This window comes from Microbacterium sp. LMI13-1-1.1, assembly GCF_040815625.1.
Classification (GTDB): Bacteria; Actinomycetota; Actinomycetes; order Actinomycetales; family Microbacteriaceae; genus Microbacterium; species Microbacterium forte.
Genome location: NZ_JBFPNL010000007.1, coordinates 166,594 through 185,379 on the forward strand (window position 1 = coordinate 166,594; position 18,786 = coordinate 185,379).

Consider the following 18,786-nt stretch of genomic DNA (forward strand, 5'->3'; position numbering starts at 1 on the left):
CCTGAGCATGGACAACAGATCCGAGGTCCGCGAGTTCCTGATGACCCGCCGCGCGCGTGTCGCGCCCGAGTCGGTCGGCATCCCGGCCGGCGGGAACCGACGTGTCGCCGGCCTGCGGCGCAGTGAGGCTGCAGCGCTCGCCGGAGTCAGCGTCGAGTACTACGCGAAGCTCGAGCGCGGCGCGATCGCCGGCGCCTCCGCCGCGGTGCTCGACGCGCTCGCGTCAGCCCTCCGGCTGGACGACGCCGAGCGCGCGCATCTGCTCGACCTCGCCCGCGCGGCCGACGGCATCCCGTCGAGCGGTCGCTCGCGTCGCCGGTCGGCGAAGCCCGGGGTTGCACGACCCAGCCTGCAGTGGGCGCTGTCGTCGATCACCGACGCGATCGCGTTCGTCCGGGACCCCCGCCAGAACCTGGTCGCCACGAACGATCTCGCCCGCGCGTTCTACTCGCCGGTGATCGGCGACGGCGGGCGGACGCCGAATCTCGCTCGCTTCCAGTTCCTCGACCCGGCGGCGCGCGACTTCTATCCGGATTGGGATCTCTTCGCTGAGATGTGCGTCGCGATCATGCGCGCCGAGGCGGGGCGCGACCCGCACGACAAGGGGCTGCAGGATCTCGTCGGCGAGCTGTCGACCCAAAGCGAGACGTTCCGGCGACTGTGGGCCGCCCACGACGTGCGCATCCACGGCGCCGGCACGAAGCGGTTCCGGCATCCGCTCGTGGGCGAGCTGACATTGGCGTACGAAGAGCTCGCGATCACCGCCGAACCCGGCAACGTGCTGCTGGTCTACACGGCTGAACCGGGCTCGCCATCCGCTGAGCGCCTCGCGCTGCTCGCCTCGTGGTCGATGAAGCAGCGCAGCGCCGAACCCGCGAACGACACGAGCCGAGGCTGACGCTCCGCCCCACTCAGAGATGGTTGCTCCCGGTCTACAGTTGCACTTTCGCAACCAATAGGCGTATAGTTGACTCTTATCAACTTTCTACGCAGGAGCTCTCCACTGTGACCAACATCACTCCCACCTCTTCAGCCGAGGCGACGCGTTCGCCTCGCGAGGTCTTCACCGCGATCTCCGGCCTCGTCGTCGGAATGTTCGTCGCCGTGCTCTCGGGCACCGTGGTGTCGACCTCGATGCCCGTCATCATCGCCGACCTCGGCGGCACCCAGTCGCAGTACACCTGGGTCATCACGGCCAGCCTGCTGGCGACCGCCGTCTCGACGCCCATCTGGGGCAAGCTCGCCGACCTCGTCGATCGCAAGATCCTCGTGCAGCTGTCTCTCATCATCTTCACCGTCGGCACCGTGATCGCCGGCTTCTCGACCGACACGAACATGCTCATCGCCGTGCGCGTGATCCAGGGCATCGGCGTGGGTGGTCTGATGTCGCTCGTGATGATCGCGGTCGCCCTCATCATCTCGCCGCGCGAGCGTGGCAAGTACATGGGCGTGGTCGGCGGCATCATGGCGCTCGGCACCATCGGCGGCCCGTTGCTCGGCGGACTCCTCACCGACGTGTGGGGCTGGCGCTCCAACTTCTTCGTCGGCGTTCCCTTCGCGATCCTCGCCCTCGTGCTGCTGCAGTTCACGCTGCACCTGCCCAAGCCACAGCGTGACCGCAAGGTCTCGATCGACTACTTCGGCATCGTCCTGCTCGCCGTCGGCGTCTCGACCCTGCTCATCTGGGTCTCGATGGGCGGCAGCGAGTTCGATTGGGACTCGTCAACCAGCATCACGCTCGCCGTCATCGCCGCCGTCGCGATCGCCGGCTTCATCACCGTCGAGTTCTTCGTCAAGGAACCGATCGTGCCGATGTCGCTGTTCCGCAACCGCACCTTCACGCTGTCGGTCATCGCCTCCATCGCCATCGGCGTCTCGATGTTCGCGACCTCGGTGTTCCTCGCCCAGTACTTCCAGCTCGCGCGCGGCGCCACACCGACCGAATCGGGCCTCATGACGATCCCGATGATCATCGGCCAGATGGGTGCGTCGATCATCATCGGCCAGCTCGTCAGCCGGTTCGGCAAGTGGAAGGGCTGGATGCTCACGGGCTCCATCCTCACCACGGTCGGCGTCAGCCTGATGTCGACGCTGCGCTACGACACCCCGTTCCCGCTGGTCGCCGTCTACATGTTCGTGCTCGGCGCGGGCCTCGGCATGGTCATGCAGAACCTCACCCTCATCGTGCAGAACGACACGGCTCCGCAGCAGCTGGGCGCCGCCTCGTCGAACGTCAACTTCTTCCGCACGATCGCCGGCACCATCGGGGTGACGGTCATGGGCGCGACCCTCTCGACGAGCGTCGCGAACTACATCACCGATGCGCTCGACGGCTTCACGCCGACGACGCCGGACGAGGTCGACGCCCTGAAGCACCTCGCTTCGGGTGACGTGCCGAAGGTCACGCAGCTTCCTGACACGATCCGCACGATCGTCGAGGGAGCCTACGGCCACGGCATCGCCGACGCGTTCATCATCGCCATCCCGCTGGCGCTGATCGCCATCATCGCGATCGCGTTCATCAAGAACAAGCCGCTCTCGACGAAGAACGCCGCCGAGCAGCTGCGCGAGCAGGCCGAGGAATCGGTTCTCGAGGTCTCGGAGGCAGAGGTCGGCGCCACGATGTCGACCGGGACGATCCGACTCTCGGGCGTCGACTCCGCGTCACCGACCACCGGCTCTGTGACGGTGCTCGAACGAGACGACCAGGAGCCGAGGCGCTGACATGGCGACCCCCGTGGCGGTCGAGCCCGCCGACGTCGACACCGCGCTCGGCGACCTGCAGACGCATCTGAACCTGATCTTCGCGAGGACCAGGACGCTCTGGAAGGAGTCGGCTGCGCGCATCGACCCCGAGCTGCAGGTGGGCGGCTACAAGCTGCTGACCTTCATCGAACGGGCCGAGTCGGCGAATGCGCACGAGCTGGCCGAGCGCTTCGAGATGGACAAGTCGGTCATCAGCCGCCAGGTGCGCATGCTCGAGGAGCTGGGGCTGATCGAGTCCCGGCCGGACGAGCGGGACGGCCGGCTGCGGGTTCTGACGCCGACACCGGCCGCCTGCACCGTGCTCGCAGAACTGCGCAGAGATCACGCGTCGCGTCTGCGGACGATCGTGGCCGAGCTCACGCAGGACGAGATCCAGGCAGCGTCCAAGGTCTTCCGTCTGCTTGCCGAGGTCTGACCGCCCCGAGCATCCACCTCGATCGAAGCCCCGCCGTCTCTGAGACGGCGGGGCTTCGCCGTAAGCTGGCGACCATGAGTGCCTCGCCCGACGAACCCGCCCGAGAGGGCGCGCCCGCCGCAGACTCCGCAGGTGCCGAGCCCCTCGATCCGGCCGCCCTCGATCCGGCCGCCCTCGATCCGGCCGAGCTCGACCAGGCGATCTCGAGGGTCGAGCACGAGCTGGGAAGGCTGTTCGCCCGCATCCGGGTGAGCTGGCGCGAAGCGGCGCAGACCGTGCACCCCGACCTGCAGCCCCTCGGATATCAGGTGCTGACCTCGATCGCGACCGGCAAGGCGACCTCGGCCGGGGCGATCATCGAGCGTCTGCAGACCGACAAGTCGGCCGTCAGCCGTCACGTGCGGCAGCTCGAGCAGCTCGGGCTGGTCGAGAGCGTCCCCGATCCCGACGATCGCCGGGCGCGGGTGCTCGTCGCGACCGAGCTGGCGCAGGAGCGGGTCGCTCTGGCCCGCTCGCGCTACGAGGAGCGCCTCGGCGAGCGGCTGCGCCGCTGGTCGGCCGAAGACCTCGATCACTTCGCGGAACTGCTCGCCGCGTTCGGCGACTGACCGAGGTCGGCGGCGTTCTCGTCGCGCAAGGGCTGGACTCGGCGACGAGCCAGGACGAGACTGATCCCACGGCTACAGGAATGAGGAACAGTCATGGCGTACAGGGTCGGATACTTCGTCGGAAGCCTCTCGTCCACCTCGATCAACCGCATCCTCGCGACGGCGCTGATCAGGCTCGCTCCATCCGATCTCGAGTTCTTCGAGATCCCGATCAGAGACCTCCCTCTCTACAGTCAGGACTACGACGCCGACTACCCCGCTGTGGCGGTGGATCTCAAGGAGTCGATCGCTTCGGCGGATGCCGTGCTCTTCGTCACACCCGAGTACAACCGTTCGATCCCCGGGGGACTCAAGAACGCGATCGACTGGGCCTCGCGACCGTGGGGTCAGAACTCGTTCGATCACATCCCGGCCGCCGTCATCGGAGCATCGGTCGGTGCGATCGGCACGGCCGTCGCCCAGCAGAGCCTGCGCGGCGTGCTCAGCTTCTGCAACGCCCGCCAGATGACCGCCCCCGAGGCCTACATCCAGTTCTCGCCCGACACCTTCTCGGATGACGGCACGGTCACGAACGAGGGCACGGCGAAGTTCCTCCGCGACTACCTCGTCGAGTTCCGCGACCACATCGAGCGCGTACTCACCGTGCTGCCGCGCGACACGGATTCGTGAATCGGCCGCCTCGCAGGTCGTCGCGGCCGCTGCGCCACCGCATCCGCGTAGCCTGGAGGACATGACGCTCACGAAAGCCCGCACCGCCGCCGAGGTCGTCGACTGGAGGCGTCGGGTCTTCGCCCTCTACGACGCGGTGCGACGCGCGGACTCCGCCGAAGAGGCGCACGAGCTGTGGCGCATCGAGCGCGACGACCTGATGCTGCATCACGCGGCCACCCCGCTGCTGGCTGACGACCGGCCGCTCTTCGAGGGGCTGCCGATCGCCTCCTACGACCCGCAGTGGCGCTTCGAGCTGCCCATCCTGCCCGCGGAGCCCGGCGGCTTCGACTTCGCGACCGGCACCGACGGCGTGGTGCCGTTCGAGCGCATCGGCAGGGTGGAGATCCCCGACACCGGATCGCTCGACGTCTGGCGGCTGACGACCTACGGCGGTGGGATCTTCGTCCCGGTGCGCGACGCGCTCGCCGGTCGTCCGGGCGGCACGTACGGGGGAGGCCGCTACCTGATCGACACGATCAAGGGTGCGGACCTCGGATCGGATGCCGAGCGCGGCACCATCGTGCTCGACTTCAACTTCGCCTACAACCCGTCCTGTGCGTACGACCCCGCCTGGGCGTGCCCGCTCGCGCAGCCGGGCAATGTGCTGCCGGTGGCGGTCCCCGTGGGCGAGATGTACGGCGGCGCAGCAGGCTGAGCATCCGGCCTGCATATCGCGGCGGGGGAATATCGCACCCCTCGCGCGCCTTACCCCTGAGCGTGACTCTCTTCGAACCGGCCGTCTTCGGCGCCCTCCAGTTGTCCAACCGCGTCGTCATGGCGCCTCTCACCCGCACGCGTGCAGATGACGACGGCGTGCCGACCGAGACGATGGTCGAGTACTACCGCCAGCGGGCGGGTCAGGGCCTCATCATCTCGGAGGGGACGTGGCCGGCCGCCGAGGGCAAGTCGTACTCCGGACAGCCCGGCATCGTCACGACCGAGCAGATCGCCGGCTGGCGGCCCGTCGCCGACGCCGTGCACGAAGCGGGCGGCACCGTCGTCATGCAGCTGATGCACGGCGGGCGCGTCTCGCATCCTGCGATCTCGGGTGAGCCGCGCGTCGTCGCCCCGAGCGCACTCGCCGCTCCCGGCCAGACCCACACGCCTGAGGGCAAGGTCGACATGCCTGTCGCCCACGCCCTGACCCTCGACGAGATCCCGATGGTCGTCGAGCAGTTCGTGCAGGCCGCGCGCAACGCGATCGCCGCGGGCTTCGACGGCGTCGAGGTGCACGGAGCCAACGGCTACCTCGTGCAGGAGTTCCTCTCGCCGGTGTCGAACATCCGCGACGACCAGTACGGCGGATCACCCGAGAACCGCGCCCGCTTCGCCATCGAGGTCACCCGTGCGGTCGCCGAGGCCGTCGGAGCCGATCGCACCGGCATCCGTCTGTCGCCGCAGCACAACATCCAGGGCGTCCTCGAAGAGGATGACGACGACGCGCTCGCCACCTACCTCGCCGTCGCCGAGGGCCTCGCACCGCTCGGTCTCGCCTTCGTCGACATCCTGAACGCCGCCCCGACGAGCGAGCTGGTGCAGCGCATCCGCCGCACTCTCGGAGCGCCCCTCATCATCAACTCCGGCTTCGGTTCTCCCACGACCCGCGACGAGGCAGAGATGCTCGTCTCAGAGGGATGGGCGGATGCCGTGGCCGCCGGCCGACCCGTGATCGCGAACCCCGACCTCGTCGAGCGCTGGCGTGAGGATGCCGAGCTGAACGAGCCTCGTCCCGCGCTGTTCTACGGCCGCACGGCCGAGGGCTACACCGACTACCCGTCGCTGGAGTCCGTGGGCGCCGACGCCTGATCGTCAGGTCCAGGGGCTGAGCGGTTGCAGGCGGCGCAGGCTGCTCGAAATGCCCCTGTCGGAGTGGGATCGCGGAGCGTACAGTGACCGCATGATCACCGACGATCCCACTCTGACGAATCCTGATCACTACCGGACGCTCTGGGAGAACGAGTTCGTCCGCGTGCTCGAGTACACCGATGAGCCAGGTGATCAGACGACTCCGCACGACCACCCGAACAGCGTCATGGTCACCCTGAGTGACTTCTCGCGTCGGCTCTCAGCCGGGGAGCGCACCTTCGACACCTCGCTGACCGCGGGCCAGGCGGTGTGGATCCCGGCCCAGCGCCACTCGGGCGAGAACACGGGAACGACGCCGACGCACACGATCCTCGTCGAGCTGAAAGGGGACGCGGCGGGAGAGGCTGACGCGGGGACGCTCGGACCCCGAGTCTGACACGGCCGACTCGCGGCGGCTCAGCGCCGTACGACCCGCGCCCGCGTCTTCGCGACGCTGGTGAGGGTGGCGCGCACCGGCGTGCCCAGATACAGACCGAGCGAAGCCCCCGAGGCCAATGCGATGCCGATGACCACGGCGTCGACCAGCGACCCTCCGATGCCCACCACGCCCGATGCCGACCCGGCCGAGTGAATCATCTCGAGCAGCCCCTGGAACACCGCGACACCGGGAACGAGCGGCACGATGGCCGCCGTCGTCACCGCGACCGACGGCACATGCAGCTTCACGGCGATCAGCATCCCGATGAAGCTGGCGAGCAGTGCGCCGATCGCGCTCGCCGCCGCCGGGTGCAGGTTCACTCCGACCATGGCGGAGTATCCGGCGATGGTCACGGCGCTGAGCAGCGCGCTGACGAGGATGATGCGGATGCCGGCGCCGTTGAAGACGGCGACGGCGATCGCGATGATGATCGCCCCGAGGAACTGATTCAGCAGCGGACCGAACGGGGCCGGGTCGTCTGGCAGGCCCATCGTGAAGCCGAGCACGCTGCCCACTTCCAGGCCGACGAGGATGCCGATCACGACGCCGAGCGTCTGCATGGTCAGGTCGAGGATGCGCCCGCCCGCGGTGAGCGCGAACCCGTCGATCGCGTCCTGCGCGGCACCGACGACGGTGAGGCCGGCGAGCATGAGCACGATTCCCGAGGCCACGATGATCGAGGGGCGGATGCCGACGAACGGCTCGATGCCCGCAGAGCCCAGCGCCGAGACGGCGACCGCGACCACCGTGGTGACGAAGCCTCCGGCGATCTGGCTGAAGAACAGGGGGACCCTGGCGCGGGCGAGACCCGCCTGGGTCAGTGCCGCGCACAGCGCCGCGACGAAGGTGAGCCCGACGATGAGCGCCGAGGCGCCGAGCATGATGCTGACGCCGACGGCCAGCAGCGCCCTGGCCACGATGACGACAGGCTGCTGGTAGCGGAACGGCACGCGGCGCAGCACGCGGTAGGCGGTGCGCGCCGATTCGAGATCGAGGCCGTCGTCGATGTCGGCGACCAGGGCCTGCACACGCTGCAGCTTGGCGTGGTCGGGCGCCGCCACCCGCACGACGCGCACGAGCGTCTCGGGCCAGACCTCGCCGCTCAGGTGGAACGACACCGTGATCGAGTTGTAGGTCACATCGACCTGCACGTCTCGCATGCCGTACGCGGCGCAGACGCGGGTGATGGCCAGCGTCACCTCGTGAGCGGAGGCGCCGACACCGAACATCGATTCGCCGATGCGGGTGGCGAGATCCAAGACCCGCGGCACGGTGCGTTCGTCGATGACGGGCATCGCCTCGGTGTGGGCGACGGCGGAGGGATCGGTGTGCAGGATGCGCTGCACGGAGGCGAGCAGTCGCCGCGGGGGGTTCGGGGACACCTCCCCATTCTCCCCTTCGTCAGGCGTGCGCGGGAACGTCGAGACGCTCTGCCGGCGGTGCGCTGCCCTCTGCGGGCTCGGGCACGAGGTAGAGACCGCTCGGCGCGCTGGCCGTGAACGCGAGGGCTTCGATCCAGGCGCGGTTGATCGAGGGCTGACGGCTTCCGCTGTACTTGAAGACGAGCGAGCTGCCTGCGTGCACCCAGACGGTCGTGCGGCCGCCGCCGACGCTCATGTCCTCGCGCCAGGTGAAGCTGAAGGGCTCCCCTCGACGCAGCTTGGCCGTGATGACGAGCTGCAGGTGCGTGAGGGCGCGGTCTTCGATGTCGGCCTTGACGCTGCCTTCGTAGACGAGCTTTCCCATCATGATCTCCTCACTGCGCCACGGAACCCATGTCATGAGACGCGATCGGATGATCACCGGGGGCGATACCAGCATCCCATATATCGAGGGCCGGCGGCTGTGCAACCGCCGGCCCGCACATCGTCTTTCAGGACATGCGACCGAAGGTGGCGTCGATGTCGGCCATCTCCATCGCGGCGGTCGCCTCGATCAGCGCACGCAGCTCCTTGTCGGCACCCGGCGAGAACTCCTCGAGCCGCTCGGGAGAGATCGTCATCGGCACGCCGACGGGCGCCTGCTCGCTGGCGTCCAGGGTGGTGCCGTCGTTCGACGGCGAGGCGCCCTGGAAGATCTTGCCCGCTTCGGACTGCGCGGTGAGATCGAACGAGTAGTTCTTGCTCTGCAGACCGAGATCGAGCAGCTTCTTGACCTCGGGGAACTGCTCGGCGTTGGTCTTGGGAATGGGCAGCGACGTGCGCCAGTTGACGCCGAGGGTCTCGAGCGCCTTGGCATACGCGTTCTCATGCGCCTGGTCGCGGACGATCAGGTACGAGATGGTGCTGCGGGCGGTCTTGTTGTCGGTCATCTCGTACAGTCGGCACTTCTGCAGGCGGCCGGTCGACTCGAGCATCAGGTTGTAGAGCAGATCGAGCACGAGGTTGCCCGAGTTGTAGACGTAGCTGCCCGACCACGGGTTGCCGACCGCGTCGACCGGAAGGGCGCCCTGAGCTCCGACCAGGTAGTGGTGGATGTTGCTCGTGTCGAGGGCGATGTTCAGGGGCGTCGCACCGCCGGCACCGGGCTTGTCGACCGGGTCGGTCGGCTTTCCCTGATACTGCGGCGATCCGTCGAGCAGGCGTGAGATCGTCGTGCCGATGAGCTCGACGTGGCTGATCTCCTCGGTGCCGATGCCCTGGATCAGATCCTTGTACGGCTTGCCGTCGGGGCCTCTGAAGTTGATGCTCTGGAACAGGTACTGCATCATCGTGCGCATCTCGCCGAACTGTCCGCCGAGGCCCTCCTGCAGTGCGTTCGCCGCGGCGGGATCCGGCTCGTCCTGAGCGATCTCGTTGATGAACTCCTGAACGTGGAAATACATGTCGGCCTCCGTCGGTCGTTGCTGGGTGTGAGGCCACTGTGCGCCTCTGCGACGGATCGACACCCTCCCTCGACGTGGCGATGGGATGGACGTACTATGCGTGCCGACGGAGCGTGCCGTCGGAGCGCGGCCGGCCCCACACCCGCACCGGGGAATTGTCAAGGCCCGCTGTGCGCGGACGCGACCGGCGTACCTTCGGCATCAGAGCCCGCAGGACATCACAGTGGGCCGTAGCGGAGCTGTTCGTATCGACAGCGGATGACTTCGGAGAAGAGGTCGTCATGGACGCCACCGGCCGGACCATCCGCACTCGCCCACGTGACACCGCGCGCGGCGGAACGAGCGCCTTCACCGGGCTCGCGCAGCAGATACGCGAACGAGGACTGCTGCGGCGCCGATACGGCTACTACTGGACCAAGCTCATCGCGTCTCCACTCGTCGTCGCGGTCGGCCTCGCCGCCTTCGTCTGGATCGGCGACACCTGGTGGCAGCTGTTCACTGCGGCCGTGCTCGCGATCGTCTTCACGCAGATCGCCTTTCTCGGCCACGACGCGGCGCACCGGCAGATCTTCGTGTCGGGGCGGTGGAACGCCTGGACCAGCATCATCCTGGGCGACCTGCTCGTGGGCATGAGCTACGGCTGGTGGCAGCACAAGCACACGCGCCATCATGCGAACCCGAACAAGCTCGGGGCCGACCCCGACATCGAGCTGCCGGTCATCGCCGTCACCCCTGAGACGGCCGCGCGGCGGCACAGCGCGGCGGTCACCTGGTTGCAGGCGCACCAGGGGCTGCTGTTCTTCCCGATCCTGCTCCTCGAGGGGCTGTCGCTGCACGCATCCAGCGTGCGACGAGTCGTCACCCGGGGTCGACTCGAACGGCGATGGGCCGAGATCGCCTTCCTCAGCATCCGGATGATCGGATTCGTGACGCTGGTGTTCATCGTGCTGTCGCCCGGCATCGCGTTCGTGTTCCTCGCGGTGCAGCTGGGCCTGTTCGGGTTCTACATGGGGATCGCATTCGCGCCGAACCACAAGGGCATGCCGGTGGTTCCGAAAGACCTGACCCTGGACTTCCTCCGGAGGCAGGTGCTGATGAGCCGCAACGTGCGGGGGAGTCGCGTGATCGACGTCGTGATGGGCGGCCTGAACTACCAGGTCGAGCACCACCTGTTCCCGTCGATGCCGAGGCCGCACCTGCGCAAGGCGGCGCCGCTCGTCGCTGCCTACTGCGATGCGCACGAGGTGAAGTACACCCAGGTCGGGCTGTTCGCGTCTTACGCGATCGTCGTGCGCTACATCAACAGGGTCGGACTCGGGGAGCGCGACGTGTTCTCCTGCCCGCTCGCCGATCAGCGCGACCATCTGGTCGCCGCATCCCGCTGACCGACCACGAACGGCGAGGTGTCAACCCTCTGTCGCATCGGGTTCGCGGGGCAGAGGGTAGGAGTCTGCATTCGACGAGGAGGACACCATGAAGGCACTCACCTGGCAGGGCACGCGCAACGTGACGGTCGAGGAGGTGCCCGACCCGGTCATCGAGCATGCGACGGATGCGATCGTCCGGATCACCTCTTCGGCGATCTGCGGCTCTGATCTGCACCTGTACGAATTGCTCGGCCCGTTCCTCGACAAGGGCGACATCCTCGGCCACGAGCCGATGGGCGTGGTGGTCGAGGTGGGCAGCGCCGTGCGCGATCTGGCCGTCGGCGATCGCGTCGTGGTGCCGTTCAACATCTCGTGCGGTCACTGCTTCTTCTGTCTGCGGGGCCTGCAGTCGCAGTGCGAGACGACGCAGGTGAAGGAGTACGGAAGCGGCGCCTCGCTGTTCGGCTACACGAAGCTGTACGGGCAGGTCCCCGGGGGTCAGGCCGAGTACCTCCGGGTTCCGTTGGCCGACTACAACCACATCAAGGTCGCCTCCGACCTGCCGGACGAGCGCTACCTCTTCCTCAGCGACATCCTGCCGACCGCCTGGCAGGGCGTCGAATACGCGAACGTGCCGGAGGGCGGAACGCTCGCCGTGATGGGGCTCGGGCCGGTCGGCCAGTTCGTCGCCCGGGTGGGCGCGCATCGCGGCTATCGGGTGCTCGCGGTGGACCCTGTCGCCGAGCGACGCGAGATGGCCGCTCGACACGGTGCGGAGGTCTTCGACCTGACAGACGATGTCGTCGCAGAGCTGCGCGACCTCACAGAGGGGCGAGGGGCGGATGCCGTCGTCGACGCCGTCGGCATGGAGGCGCACGGCAACCCGGGCATCAAGCTCGTGCAGCGCGCCGTCGGCCTGCTGCCTGACCCTGCAGCCAGGCAGGTCTTCGACAAGGCAGGCATCGATCGCCTCGCAGCCCTCTACGCTTCGATCGACGTCGTGCGCCGCGGTGGAACGGTGTCGCTCAGCGGCGTGTATGCGGGAGATGCCGACATCATGCCCATGAAGACGCTGTTCGACAAGCAGGTCAGCATCCGCATGGGCCAGTGCAACGTCAAACGCTGGATCGACGACCTGATGCCGCTGGTCGAGGATCTCAGTGACCCGCTGGGCGTGATGGATCTCACGACCCACACCGCTCCTCTCGAGGATGCCCCGGCGCTCTACGAGACCTTCCAGCGCAAGGACGACGGCTGCATCAAGGTCGTGCTCCAGCCCTCCACCGTCTGACGGTGACCGCCGGCTGTGCAGCCCGTACTGCGCAGCCGGCTCACGTGCCGGTCAGCCCCGCTCGGGCTCCGGACTCAGCCGGCCTTTCCCTCGGCGAGGTATCCCAGCCGGTGCAGGGTCTCGGAATTGCGCCAGCGCAGCAGAGGAGCGGTCAGCACGCTCGGCACGAGGGTGGCGGGGCCACGCACCGGCTCTTCGTCGATGCGGACGAGAGATCCGTCGCCGTGCGAACGCACTCGCAGCGTGACGCGGGCCTCGCCGATCGGCCACCCCTTTGCACGCATGACCATCCGGTGCGGGGGATCCCATTCTTCGACCACCGTCGTGTCGTCGAGCAGGGCGGGCCAGACGCCCACCGAGTGGTGCAGTTCGGCGCCGGGCTGCGGCCAGGTGTCATCGACGTCGCGCATGCGCGACGCGCCGACGACCCACGCCGGGTAGAGCCAGGCGTCGGCCAGCACCCGGAACACGTCATCGGGGCGGCAGTTCATCGTGCGCACGTTCTTGGCCATGTCGGCTCCTTCTGTGACGGTTGCCTTCATGCTCCTGCCTCCGCGTCGATCCACCGAGGGGGTTGACGGGCCGCGTGCGGCGCCGACCGGCCGTACCACAGACCCCGCATCGGCGCCTCCCCCTGGAACAGCGCACGCGTCTCTGCGAACGTCGGGTCATGGCACTCATCGATCTTCCCGTTCGCGCCGCTCGCAGACTCGGCGCTCTCGCGCACGACGACGCACCCGCCCTGCTCACCCGCGGTTACGGCTTCGGTCCACGGATCTGGCGCAGGGTGCGACCTGGTGCGAGGTCGGCGCCGATGCGTCTGCTCGGTGACGACACCGTGTTCGTGCGCGGCGTCGAGGGCGTCGAGCTGTTCTACGACGAGACCCGCATCGCGCGCTCCGGGGCGATGCCGGCCCTCGTGCAGGAGAGCCTGTTCGGCCACGGCTCCGTGCACAGCCTCGACGGTGACGCGCACAAGCACCGCAAGGCGACGTTCATCGACGTCGCCTATGAAGACGAGCAGGTCGAGCGGCTGACGCCATGGCTCGAGCGCGAGTGGCAGAGCGAACGTCGGGCCTGGCTCGACGGCGGCACCCGCAGCGCCTACGACGCGGCGGTCGGTGCGCTGGGCCGAGCGATCATGGGGTGGGCCGGTGTGCCCGGCACGCCCGCAGCGAAGACACGGTGGGCGGCCCGGCTCGCCCAGATCGTCGACGGCTTCGGCTCGCCGTACTCACCGGAGTACCTCGCCGCTCTGGCCAACCGCTGGTGGTCCGACCGCCACTCCGCGCGGCTCATCGAAGCAGTGCGGCACGGTGCGCTCAGCGCCGAGCCGGGAACAGCGCTCGAGCAGTGGGCGCACCACCGCGATCACGATGGCGAGTTGCTGCCCGCGCGCATCGCGGGGGTCGAGCTGCAGAACAGCATCCGTCCGATGATCGCCGTCGCGCGCTTCGTCGCGTTCGCCGCCAAGGCGCTGAACGAGCACCCCGAGTGGCGTGAGCGCATCGCCGCCGAGGCCGCCGAACGGGGCGCCCTGGTCGGTGGACCGCTGTCGATCATGTTCGCGCAGGAGATCAGACGGACGTCCCCGTTCGTGCCGATGCTCCCCGGGTGGGCGATCGCCGACGTCGAGCTCGACGGGCAGAAAGTGGATGCCGGTGGCCGCGTCGTGCTCGACATCCTCGGCACCAACACCGACGACCGCTTCTGGGCGCGTCCCGAGCGGTTCGACCCGGAGCGTTTCCGCGATGTCGGCGCAGACTACGAGGCGCTCGCCGCGTTCATCCCGCATGGCGGGGCCGACGTCGCGACCGGACATCGATGCCCCGGCGAGAAGCTCGCGATCGCGGGCCTCGCCGCAGCGGTCACGGTGCTCAGCGACCTCGGTCTGCGAATCCTCGACGACGGGCTCGACGTCAACCGCCGACGGCTGCCCACGAAGCCCCGCTCCGGGGGCAAGGTCCGCTCGGTGTCGGCACCCGCGTCGGGCGGGTGCCCCTTCCACCGGTAGAGACCGTCATTCCCGGCCGGAGGTGTCCGCTCCGTCCGGGATGCGGTCGCTCGGCACGATGACGATCTCCTGCACCTTCCAGTCGAGGTCCGCGATGCGCTCCGACAGGTCGCTCGTCTGCCGCAGCGACACCTTGCTCTTGTGAGGGACCACGAAGGCCTCGATGTGGAAGACCTGGCCCTGGTCGCGCATCCGGACTCCCGCCTCTTTCACCCAGGGTCGTGAGCGCATGGTCGCGAGCACATCACCGGCGAGCGGATGCGGATGCTTGCTGTCGTAGGTCCTCGCGCGCTGGTCCATGAGGTCGATCACCGCGGTCTTCGTGTTGCGCCATCCGTCCCAGATGATGCCGAGCGAGATGACCAGAGCCGCCGCGCCGTCGAGCCACCACACACCCATGCCGACACCGAGCACGCCGACGATCGAGGCGACCGTGGTCTGCCAGTCGGCCTTCGCCATGTCGGCGTCGGCGTAGAGCAGCTTGTTGTGCAGCACGGGCGCGAGCTTCGACTTGGCGGGGCCGTAGAAGAACACCGGCCCGACGATGACCACGGCCATGACGGCGACCATGAGCCAGCCGAGCCAGATCGTCTGTCCGAAGAGCTGCACGGTGCCGATGGTCGGATGCTCACCGGCGATGAGTCCGCTGACTGCTTCGATCGCCAGGTTGAGTCCCACTGCCAGCAGGGCGACCCCCGCCACGAGGTGGCCGATGCCCATCACCCGATGCAGCCCATAGGGGTGCTTCACGGTCGGACGGCGCCGCACGAACAGCAGCGCGATGAGGAATGCGAACTGGGGGATCAGCGACAGCATGTCCTCGATCCACGCGGTGCGCATCGCCTGCGAGTTGCCGACCACGAGCGCGATCACGGCGATCGTGACCGAGGTGTAGGCGATCGTGAACCACTCCCATCGGATGGCGCGCCGCAGGGCGTCTCGCTGCTCGTCGGGGAGCTCCGTCCGTCCGATCCTCGTCGGCGTCGTCACGAGCCCACCTCCTCGTCGAGGTACCGCTCGAGCTCGCTCAGGAACGCGTTCTCGCCCAGTGGCACGAGCATCACGATCTGGCGGCCTTCGGCTCCGTCGATGCCGGGATACGCGCGAGTCACACCAGCTTTGTCGATCCACGGGGTGCTCGCCGTGAAGCCGCCGATCACGAGGTCGAGGTCGCCGCGCTCGAGCATCCCGACCAGGGTCTCCTCCGACCCGTCCGTCCAGTCGATCTCGGCGTCGATGCTGTCGGCGAACCCGCTCACGAGGTCGGGGAGGCTGCCGGTCGGAGTGGCGCGTTCGACGTCGACGAGCCCGGGCTCCGACGTGACGCCGACCCGCAGCTCCGAGCCGGTCACGGACGACAGCGTGCCGTCGGGGTCGGCGGGGATCGTCAGGCCGCAGCCCGACAGGCCGATCGCGAGCAGGAGCACGGCCGTCGAGAAGACCGCGCTACGGGGAGACCACATCGATGCGTTCACGACGACATGGTGCACCTCGCGCCGACGGCGCAGAATGCGGTTGACGCTCGCGTCAGTGGGGAGTATGCGGCGGCCGGGTGGCTCGTCGCGCGCGGCCGCCGGTACGGTAGGGCACATGTCACAGGCCCTCCGGACGTTCGGGCGCATCATCGCGCGGCACTGGCCTGCGCTCATGGCCTGGTATCTCGGGGGCGAGGCTCTGCACCGCGTGCTCATCGAGTTCGCCGGATTCGTCGGCGGCCACACCACGCTGGGGGGCCTGCTGCTGCTGCCGCTGGCGGTCGCCGCTCGTCTCGTCTCGTACGTCGCGATGTATCTCACGGTGCGGCCGTCGCTGCCGCACAGCCGCCGGGAGGATGCGGGTGGCATCCGCGAGTTCGGCTCGGCCACGCTCGCGGCGATCCTGCCGTTCTTCGCGTTCTACACCGCGTGGGGTCTGCTCGACGCCGACCAGATCGAGTTCTTCCAGATCGCGCTCGCCGTGGCGCTGCCCCAGTCCGGGGAGGGATTCTCGCAGATCGGCGACCGCGGTGGACTGATCTCGATCGGTGTGCTGCCGGTGACGGTGCTCGTGATCGCCCTGGTCGCGCGACTGCTTTTGACCCGGTTCGCCGCCAGGCTGCCGCGCTGGACGATCATCCTCGCCACCTATGCCGAGGTGCTGTGGACATTCATGCTCTTCACGCTCGTCGCGCGATGGTGGACGAGCGTCCTCGACTGGTTCGCCGAGCGCCAGGCGGTCGGCTGGCTGCGAGGATTCGGCGACTGGTTCGCCGTGAACCTCGAGCCCATCGCCGCGGTCTGGGAGGGAACGACCTGGCTCGTCGGGATCCTGGTCGCCGCACTCATCGTCCCCGCTGCCTGGCTCACGGTGGCCGGCGTGATCTTCGGCACGACCTTCGACTCGACCCCGGCGTTCTCGCGGTTCGGTGGGGGAGCGGCCCGCGGTGCGGCGATGAGCATCGCGCGCACCCTGGTGATGCGGCTCGAGGGTCTCTGGGCGGCCGTCACGGTGATCTGGCGCGGCGGACCGCTGCTCTTCGGCGCCTACGCGCTGGCCTATGCGCTGTGGGCGTTCGCCGAGCAGGCGGGAACCCGCGGCGTGCTGCTGCTCATCGGCGGCCATGAACGGTGGTTCTGGGCCGGGGTCTTCCCCCTCATCACCGTCGCGATCGCGGCAGTGGCCGAACCGCTGAGGGTGGCGATCGTCGCGACGGCGTACGACAGCGTCATCGGCCGCCCGCGCTCTGGCCTCGACACCCGCCCCTCAGGGGTCGATGCGGAAGCGAGCGAGGTCGTCGTCGCTCCCCTCGATGTCGAGCAGGAAGGGACCCTCGGCGTCGTCGGGCAGCAGGAACGTCAGCAGGATGCGGTACGACGCCGATTCGGGAAGGCATGAGTTCTCGCCTTCGTCGGAGGGTACGACGAGGTTCTTCCGAGAGCTGAGCCAGGTCCGATCCCTGTCGATCTCGGTGAGTGCGGCCTGCCCGCAGAGTGCGGCATCCGACCCGCCGCTCGACGCCAGTCGGATGCTGAGCACGCGTGTGTCCTCGGGCGTCTCGAACTCACCCCACTCGGTCGGGCCGAGCGTGAGCGTCTGCCCCGCGATATCGACCGTCGACTCGGCCTCGATCACGCGATCGGTCGGCCGGATGCTGGGCACGATGTCAAGCCACACGGTGGCACCGAGCATGGCCACGGCGGCGATCGCCAGCGCGATCAGTGACAGGCGCTGCCTCCTCCACCATGTCACGGCGTGCTCAACTCGGGGTCGTCGAGCTCGACGCTCGGAGTGCGGGGCAGATCATCGAGGTCGAGCGGGATCGTGATCAGGTCGTCGAGCTCGGCGGTGAGATACGACGAGGTGAGACGCAGCTCGGCGCGTCCGGACGTGACATCGGGCGGCAGCTCGAAGGCCAGGGTGCCGACGGTGTCGATACCTAGCCGCAGCGGGGTCGACATCAACGACGCATCCGGTCGCTCGCTCGCCTGGAACACGCGGTCGCCGACGGCCAGCGTCGCCAGATTCATCGCAGCGTCGACTTCTGTGTGCGCGGCCGAGGCGATGACCGTCACGACGAGCCAGTTGCCCTCCGCGCTCCAGTCGGCACCCGGCACCGCGACCTCGTCGGCGAAGGTCGCATCGGTCGCCGCCGCGATCAGTGTGCGCGACTCGACGGGTTCGCCGAAAGATCCGCGCACCTCGGTGGGGCCGATGACGTCCTCGTCGGTGGGGGTCACGGCGGTCACGGCACCGGCGGCGATCACCAGGGCGGCACCGAGCAGCCAGGGCGTCGCGCGCCTCACGGTGCCTCCTGCGCGGTCATGGAGATGCGCGAGCTGGGTGCGGCGGGGCGCCAGCTGACGGCTCGCGACGAGAGGACGACCTGTCCGCGGCGCGTCTCCACCTCGTACACGTCGAGCGACACGGCACCGTCGGGGAACGCATCCTCGGGAATCGTCCAGGCGAAGGTCACCTGGCTGGGGACGCCCGGCTGCAGGACCACCTGCCCCGATGAGCCGTCCGCCCGCCATACGTCGACCGAGTCGGTCGCGGTGACGCCCTTCAGTGCGAGGAGCGGATTCTCGGTGTTGACGAACCCCGTGCTCACTCGGTCGGCGGTGGTGCCGACCCCGATCGGTGAATCCGAGAGGTTCTCCATCCGGGTGCTCATCACGAGGAACTTCTCGCCCGGCTCCGCCTCGAGGTACTCCGATTCGATCTCGGTGGCGAACTCGGCGCCGAGCACGGTGATCGCATACATCGAGGTGCGCGCCTCGTCATCGGGGCCGAGCATGGCCGGCGACGCCTCTGCCCGGGCGAGCCCGCCCATCGCCGCGACGACGATGGCCAGGGCGACCAGGGCGGCAGCCGCCACCCAGATCCAGCGGGGGAGCTCTGCGACGGCGTGCGCCCAGCGCGCGAGTGCCGCCCGAACGACGGTTCCGGCACGCGCGGCAGCAGGCGCGGCGAATGGCGCGGCTGATCGCGACGCGCCGTCGTGATCCCCCGTCTTGCTCACGAGGTCAG

General features: G+C 68.6%; 20 protein-coding genes. 12 read left to right on the plus strand and 8 right to left on the minus strand.

The genetic code is table 11. The features are described from left to right. The first annotated feature begins 7 nt into the window (after positions 1-7). The 8 genes from MRBLMI13_RS17140 to MRBLMI13_RS17175 all read left to right on the plus strand — a co-directional run bounded on the left by MRBLMI13_RS17140 (position 8) and on the right by MRBLMI13_RS17175 (position 6,742). Positions 8-898 (plus strand): helix-turn-helix transcriptional regulator, encoded by an 891-nt coding sequence (locus MRBLMI13_RS17140; RefSeq protein WP_367824137.1) that lies wholly within the window; start codon positions 8-10, stop codon positions 896-898. 107 nt (positions 899-1,005) lie between these two features. Beyond that, positions 1,006-2,724: an MDR family MFS transporter gene (locus MRBLMI13_RS17145; RefSeq protein ID WP_367824139.1), complete on the plus strand. Its 1,719-nt coding sequence runs from the start codon at positions 1,006-1,008 to the stop codon at positions 2,722-2,724. A gap of 1 nt (position 2,725) precedes the next feature. Beyond that, positions 2,726-3,181 carry a MarR family winged helix-turn-helix transcriptional regulator gene (locus tag MRBLMI13_RS17150; protein WP_042540021.1) on the plus strand — a complete coding sequence of 152 codons (456 nt, stop codon included), beginning with the start codon at positions 2,726-2,728 and terminating at the stop codon, positions 3,179-3,181. Between the two features lie 74 nt (positions 3,182-3,255). Then, positions 3,256-3,789, plus strand: coding sequence for a MarR family winged helix-turn-helix transcriptional regulator (locus tag MRBLMI13_RS17155; protein ID WP_367824142.1), 534 nt, complete (start codon positions 3,256-3,258; stop codon positions 3,787-3,789). Between the two features lie 93 nt (positions 3,790-3,882). Further along, positions 3,883-4,458 carry an NADPH-dependent FMN reductase gene (locus MRBLMI13_RS17160; RefSeq protein ID WP_042540025.1) on the plus strand — a complete coding sequence of 192 codons (576 nt, stop codon included), beginning with the start codon at positions 3,883-3,885 and terminating at the stop codon, positions 4,456-4,458. 61 nt (positions 4,459-4,519) lie between these two features. After that, positions 4,520-5,155 (plus strand): DUF1684 domain-containing protein, encoded by a 636-nt coding sequence (locus MRBLMI13_RS17165; RefSeq protein ID WP_042540026.1) that lies wholly within the window; start codon positions 4,520-4,522, stop codon positions 5,153-5,155. A gap of 62 nt (positions 5,156-5,217) precedes the next feature. Next, the gene (locus MRBLMI13_RS17170) at positions 5,218-6,306 is read left to right on the plus strand and encodes an alkene reductase (RefSeq protein WP_367824144.1); all 1,089 of its coding nucleotides are present in this window, start codon (positions 5,218-5,220) and stop codon (positions 6,304-6,306) included. A gap of 91 nt (positions 6,307-6,397) precedes the next feature. Beyond that, the gene (locus tag MRBLMI13_RS17175; RefSeq protein ID WP_309691203.1) at positions 6,398-6,742 is read left to right on the plus strand and encodes a cupin domain-containing protein; all 345 of its coding nucleotides are present in this window, start codon (positions 6,398-6,400) and stop codon (positions 6,740-6,742) included. Between the two features lie 20 nt (positions 6,743-6,762). Here the strand turns inward: MRBLMI13_RS17175 and MRBLMI13_RS17180 are convergent, their stop codons facing one another. The 3 genes from MRBLMI13_RS17180 to MRBLMI13_RS17190 all read right to left on the minus strand — a co-directional run bounded on the left by MRBLMI13_RS17180 (position 6,763) and on the right by MRBLMI13_RS17190 (position 9,608). Continuing rightward, positions 6,763-8,166 (minus strand): threonine/serine ThrE exporter family protein, encoded by a 1,404-nt coding sequence (locus MRBLMI13_RS17180; RefSeq protein ID WP_042540029.1) that lies wholly within the window; start codon positions 8,164-8,166, stop codon positions 6,763-6,765. Positions 8,167-8,185: 19 nt separating this feature from the next. Next, a complete protein-coding gene (locus MRBLMI13_RS17185; RefSeq protein WP_042540154.1) occupies positions 8,186-8,530 on the minus strand; it encodes a hypothetical protein in 345 nt (114 codons plus the stop codon). A 127-nt stretch (positions 8,531-8,657) separates the two neighbouring features. Next, positions 8,658-9,608 (minus strand): manganese catalase family protein, encoded by a 951-nt coding sequence (locus tag MRBLMI13_RS17190; RefSeq protein WP_042540031.1) that lies wholly within the window; start codon positions 9,606-9,608, stop codon positions 8,658-8,660. A gap of 281 nt (positions 9,609-9,889) precedes the next feature. On the opposite strand from MRBLMI13_RS17190, the gene MRBLMI13_RS17195 reads away from it, so the two are divergent. Both MRBLMI13_RS17195 and MRBLMI13_RS17200 read left to right on the plus strand, forming a co-directional pair. Beyond that, complete coding sequence (locus MRBLMI13_RS17195) at positions 9,890-10,993, plus strand: fatty acid desaturase family protein (protein WP_367824147.1); 1,104 nt, start codon at positions 9,890-9,892, stop codon at positions 10,991-10,993. Positions 10,994-11,081: 88 nt separating this feature from the next. After that, positions 11,082-12,266 (plus strand): zinc-dependent alcohol dehydrogenase, encoded by a 1,185-nt coding sequence (locus tag MRBLMI13_RS17200; RefSeq protein WP_367824149.1) that lies wholly within the window; start codon positions 11,082-11,084, stop codon positions 12,264-12,266. Between the two features lie 74 nt (positions 12,267-12,340). On the opposite strand, the gene MRBLMI13_RS17205 is transcribed toward MRBLMI13_RS17200, so the two are convergent. Beyond that, positions 12,341-12,778, minus strand: coding sequence for an SRPBCC family protein (locus MRBLMI13_RS17205; protein WP_309691192.1), 438 nt, complete (start codon positions 12,776-12,778; stop codon positions 12,341-12,343). Positions 12,779-12,936: 158 nt separating this feature from the next. Here MRBLMI13_RS17205 and MRBLMI13_RS17210 point away from each other — a divergent pair, with 158 nt between their 5' ends. Beyond that, the gene (locus MRBLMI13_RS17210; RefSeq protein WP_367824152.1) at positions 12,937-14,280 is read left to right on the plus strand and encodes a cytochrome P450; all 1,344 of its coding nucleotides are present in this window, start codon (positions 12,937-12,939) and stop codon (positions 14,278-14,280) included. A gap of 6 nt (positions 14,281-14,286) precedes the next feature. On the opposite strand, the gene MRBLMI13_RS17215 is transcribed toward MRBLMI13_RS17210, so the two are convergent. Then, positions 14,287-15,270, minus strand: coding sequence for a cation transporter (locus MRBLMI13_RS17215; protein WP_367824154.1), 984 nt, complete (start codon positions 15,268-15,270; stop codon positions 14,287-14,289). Further along, entirely contained in the window at positions 15,267-15,755 is a 489-nt protein-coding gene (locus MRBLMI13_RS17220) for a hypothetical protein (RefSeq protein ID WP_367824156.1), read from the minus strand. The genes MRBLMI13_RS17215 and MRBLMI13_RS17220 overlap by 4 nt, the downstream gene beginning before the upstream one ends. Positions 15,756-15,870: 115 nt before the next feature. Here MRBLMI13_RS17220 and MRBLMI13_RS17225 point away from each other — a divergent pair, with 115 nt between their 5' ends. Continuing rightward, positions 15,871-17,154, plus strand: a complete 1,284-nt coding sequence (locus MRBLMI13_RS17225; RefSeq protein ID WP_367824158.1) for a hypothetical protein — start codon at positions 15,871-15,873, stop codon at positions 17,152-17,154. A gap of 350 nt (positions 17,155-17,504) precedes the next feature. On the opposite strand, the gene MRBLMI13_RS17230 is transcribed toward MRBLMI13_RS17225, so the two are convergent. After that, on the minus strand, positions 17,505-18,062 hold the full coding sequence (locus MRBLMI13_RS17230) for a hypothetical protein (protein WP_367824159.1): 558 nt from the start codon (positions 18,060-18,062) through the stop codon (positions 17,505-17,507). After that, complete coding sequence (locus tag MRBLMI13_RS17235) at positions 18,059-18,778, minus strand: hypothetical protein (protein WP_367824161.1); 720 nt, start codon at positions 18,776-18,778, stop codon at positions 18,059-18,061. Before MRBLMI13_RS17235 ends, MRBLMI13_RS17230 begins: the two co-directional genes overlap by 4 nt. Positions 18,779-18,786 lie beyond the last annotated feature (8 nt).